The sequence below is a fragment of the Klebsiella sp. CN_Kp106 genome, from assembly GCF_040064575.1.
GTDB classification, from domain to species: Bacteria; Pseudomonadota; Gammaproteobacteria; order Enterobacterales; family Enterobacteriaceae; genus Klebsiella; species Klebsiella michiganensis.
The window spans coordinates 1-3712 of the sequence record NZ_JBEAIG010000027.1 but is presented as its reverse complement, the minus strand read 5'-3'; the positions used below and the strand labels follow the sequence as shown (position 1 = coordinate 3712).

The 3712-nt window shown below is 49.6% G+C and carries 3 protein-coding genes and 1 tRNA gene; 1 reads left to right on the top strand and 3 read right to left on the bottom strand.

What is annotated here, in order from left to right:
* Positions 1 to 64: 64 nt before the first annotated feature.
* Positions 65 to 140, bottom strand: a tRNA-Thr gene (locus tag ABLU96_RS11465).
* A gap of 439 nt (positions 141 to 579) precedes the next feature.
* Here ABLU96_RS11465 and coaA point away from each other — a divergent pair.
* On the top strand, positions 580 to 1530 hold the full coding sequence (gene coaA / locus ABLU96_RS11460; RefSeq protein WP_014227490.1) for a type I pantothenate kinase: 951 nt from the start codon (positions 580 to 582) through the stop codon (positions 1528 to 1530).
* A 26-nt stretch (positions 1531 to 1556) separates the two neighbouring features.
* On the opposite strand, the gene birA is transcribed toward coaA, so the two are convergent.
* Complete coding sequence (gene birA / locus ABLU96_RS11455; protein WP_014837096.1) at positions 1557 to 2519, bottom strand: bifunctional biotin--[acetyl-CoA-carboxylase] ligase/biotin operon repressor BirA; 963 nt, start codon at positions 2517 to 2519, stop codon at positions 1557 to 1559.
* Complete coding sequence (gene murB / locus ABLU96_RS11450; protein WP_064406720.1) at positions 2516 to 3544, bottom strand: UDP-N-acetylmuramate dehydrogenase; 1029 nt, start codon at positions 3542 to 3544, stop codon at positions 2516 to 2518. Before murB ends, birA begins: the two co-directional genes overlap by 4 nt.
* Positions 3545 to 3712 lie beyond the last annotated feature (168 nt).

Here is a 3712-nt window from a genome sequence, read left to right as displayed (position 1 = left end):
GTCGATGACGGCAGATTTACAGTCTGCTCCCTTTGGCCGCTCGGGAACCCCACCAGGCACTTGATGGTGCCGACTACCGGAATCGAACTGGTGACCTACTGATTACAAGTCAGTTGCTCTACCTACTGAGCTAAGTCGGCATCAAGTAGCGCGCATTCTAGGGAGACCTGCGAGTTCATGCAACTAAAAAATTGCAGAAAATGTTCTATTGCTCACATTTTGTGCTCAAACGAGAAAAAATGGTGTAATTTCAAACAGAGCAGGACAAAAATACGCCAATCATCCTCACGGATAGGGTTGCCGAGGAGGGCAAAAAGTAGAGTGAAGTCGCTAAAGCGGCATCGATACCCCATCACCTGACCACCCGATTCAATGAATAACCCACGGGTCTCTGCTGAGAACTTTATATCCCCTTACCAAACCATTCATCTCTGTGATGCTACCTTTAGAAAGCATCATTCAATGAGTTTTTTTCTTATTATTCCTCGCAATCTGGTGTTACCCTCCTGCCCATTGTCCTGATTAACTAGTGTGAAGCACCCCGCCTTCATGTAATTCGGCGGTTGCAAGAGCATGCTTATGAGCCTAAAAGAGCAAACGTTAATGACACCGTATCTACAATTTAACCGCGACCAATGGGCTGCGCTTCGTGATTCCGTTCCGATGACGCTAACAGAAGAAGAAATCACGCGGTTAAAAGGCATCAACGAAGATCTTTCCCTGGAAGAAGTAGCGGAAATTTATTTGCCGCTGTCGCGTTTACTCAATTTCTATATCAGCTCTAATCTGCGCCGCCAGGCTGTACTGGAACAATTCCTTGGCACCAACGGCCAACGTATTCCTTACATCATTAGCATTGCGGGTAGCGTGGCGGTCGGGAAGAGCACTACCGCGCGCGTGCTGCAAGCATTGCTGAGCCGCTGGCCTGAACATCGACACGTAGAATTAATCACGACGGATGGTTTTCTGCACCCTAACGCGGTATTGAAAGAACGCGGCCTGATGAAGAAGAAGGGCTTCCCGCAGTCTTATGACATGCATCGCCTGGTTAAATTCGTCTCAGACCTGAAATCCGGCGTTCCTGACGCTACGGCGCCGGTCTATTCACATCTGATTTACGACGTCATTCCTGATGGGGATAAAACCGTCACGCAGCCTGATATATTAATTCTTGAGGGATTAAATGTTCTGCAGAGCGGCATGGATTATCCACACGATCCGCATCATGTATTTGTTTCGGACTTCGTTGATTTTTCAATTTACGTTGATGCGCCTGAAGAACTGCTAAAAAACTGGTATATCAATCGTTTTCTGAAATTCCGCGAAGGCGCGTTTACCGACCCGGACTCCTATTTTCATAGCTATGCTCAGCTGTCTAAAGATGAAGCAATTGATATTGCCACATCGCTGTGGAATGAGATTAATCTTTTGAATTTAAAAGAGAACATTCTACCAACGCGTGAGCGAGCCAGCCTTATAATGACCAAAAGCGCAAACCACTCTGTGAATCAGGTGCGTTTAAGAAAATAAAAAAGGGAGCGTTAGCTCCCCTTTTTTTATTCAGCGCTGCGCAATGATATCTCACCTCCAATCCAGGGTTTTACCATCCCGTCCTGCTCCAGTAATAATGCGCCTTGAGCATCAATACCTCGCGAAATACCAAAGATCTCTTTATCGCCAATAATAAGTTTAACCGGTCGATTAATAAAGTTATCGAGCTTTTCCCAGCGGGTGAGATAGGGTGCCAGACCTTCATTCTCAAAAAGTTTAAATCCTGCCCGCAGCTCTTTAATCAGACAAGCCGCTAACGTATTACGATCGATAGAGATCCCTGCCTCCTGGAGGCTGATCCAACCCTGATTGACAACATCAGACTCCACCCGGCGCATCATGAGGTTAATCCCCGCGCCGCTGACTATCTGCGCAGCATCGCCGGTTTTCCCCGTGAGTTCCACCAGGATCCCGGACAGCTTCCGATCCTGTAAATAGAGATCGTTTGGCCATTTCACCCGAACTTTATCCGCCCCCAGGCTTTGCAGCACCTCGGCAATGACGATCCCAATGACCAGACTCAAGCCTATAGCCGCAGCAGGGCCCTGCTCCAGTCGCCAGTACATTGAAAGGTAAAGGTTAGAACCAAACGGCGAGAACCACTTGCGCCCGCGGCGGCCGCGACCTGCCTGCTGATACTCAGCCACGCAGGCATCACCCGATTGCAGTTCGCTAAGTCTGTCCAGAAGATACTGGTTCGTGGAATCAATCACCGGTAGTACGGTTACCCGGCCATGCTCGATCTGCCTGGCGATCTGCTCTTCATCCAGAAGCTGGATAGGCTCAGGGAGACTGTAGCCTTTACCCGGAACGGTAAATACGTCGACTCCCCAATCGCGTAACGTTTGAATATGCTTGTTGATTGCTGCCCGACTCATCCCTAAACGCTCGCCAAGCTGTTCACCTGAGTGAAATTCAGCGTCGGCCAGGATCGATATTAGCGTCAAAGGAACGGTGTAGTCTTTCATGCGATGGTCTCCTCGGCATTAACTTCACCCGTTTCACCGATAAAGCGCACTTCCGGCTGTAACCAAATATTAAACTTCTCACCAACCTGCTGGCGTACGTAATGAGCCAGCTCAACCACGTCTTCACTGGTTGCCTGATGCTGATTGATCAATACCAGCGCCTGCTGGCTATGCACCGCTGCGCCACCCATCACTTTACCTTTAAGCTGGCATTGATCGATAAGCCAGCCGGCGGCAAGTTTCATACTGCCATCCGGCTGAGGGTAGTGAGGGATGCCCGGATAGGTCGCCAGCAGCGCTTGCGCCTTGTCCGCGCTAACGACCGGGTTCTTAAAGAAGCTCCCCGCATTTCCATTCACTTTTGGATCGGGGAGTTTGGTCATGCGCATATGACAGACGGCGTCAAATACCTGCTGCGGGGTAACGGTTTGCGGATCGAGCCGGGTTAAATCACCGTAGGTCAAAACGGGTTGCCAGGCTTTTGGCAACGTCAAACCAACCGCCACAATGGCGTAGCGGTCCTGATATTCATGTTTAAAAATACTGTCCCGGTAGCCAAAGCGACATTCAGCAGCGGAAAGACGCTGTTTCACCCCCGTGACCAACTCAATGCAGTCGACGTACCGGCAAACCTTCTGTAATTCAACGCCGTAAGCACCAATATTTTGAATCGGCGAGGAGCCGGCGCAGCCAGGAATCAAAGCAAGATTTTCCAGGCCCGGCATTCCGTTATTTAGCGCAAACTGGACCAACTGATGCCAGTTTTCTCCTGCACCAACATGCAAATGCCACGCGTCAGATGTTTCACTCACTTCTATCCCCATAATACGGTTGATAATGACCGTACCGGAATAATCCTTCAGGAACAGAACATTGCTTCCTTCACCAAGGATCAGGGTTGGCTGGCACTCTGCGGTGGCATTTTGCCAGGCATCCAGTAGCTGTTTTTCAGTTTCGGCGCGTACAATCGCTTTGGCAGAACGGTCAATACCGAAGGTGTTCCAGGGCTTAAGTGAGTGGCTCATAATGGCTTCCAGATGCAAAATCTGCATTAGTTTACCGTATATAGCGAGGGAAGGCTTGCCTGATTGTCAGGGGGAGCAGGTACCATGGCGTGCCTAAAATCTGGCAATTTTAAACGACAAAAACGCAAAAAGCCCATCCGTCAGGATGGGCTCTTCACTTGTTTGATG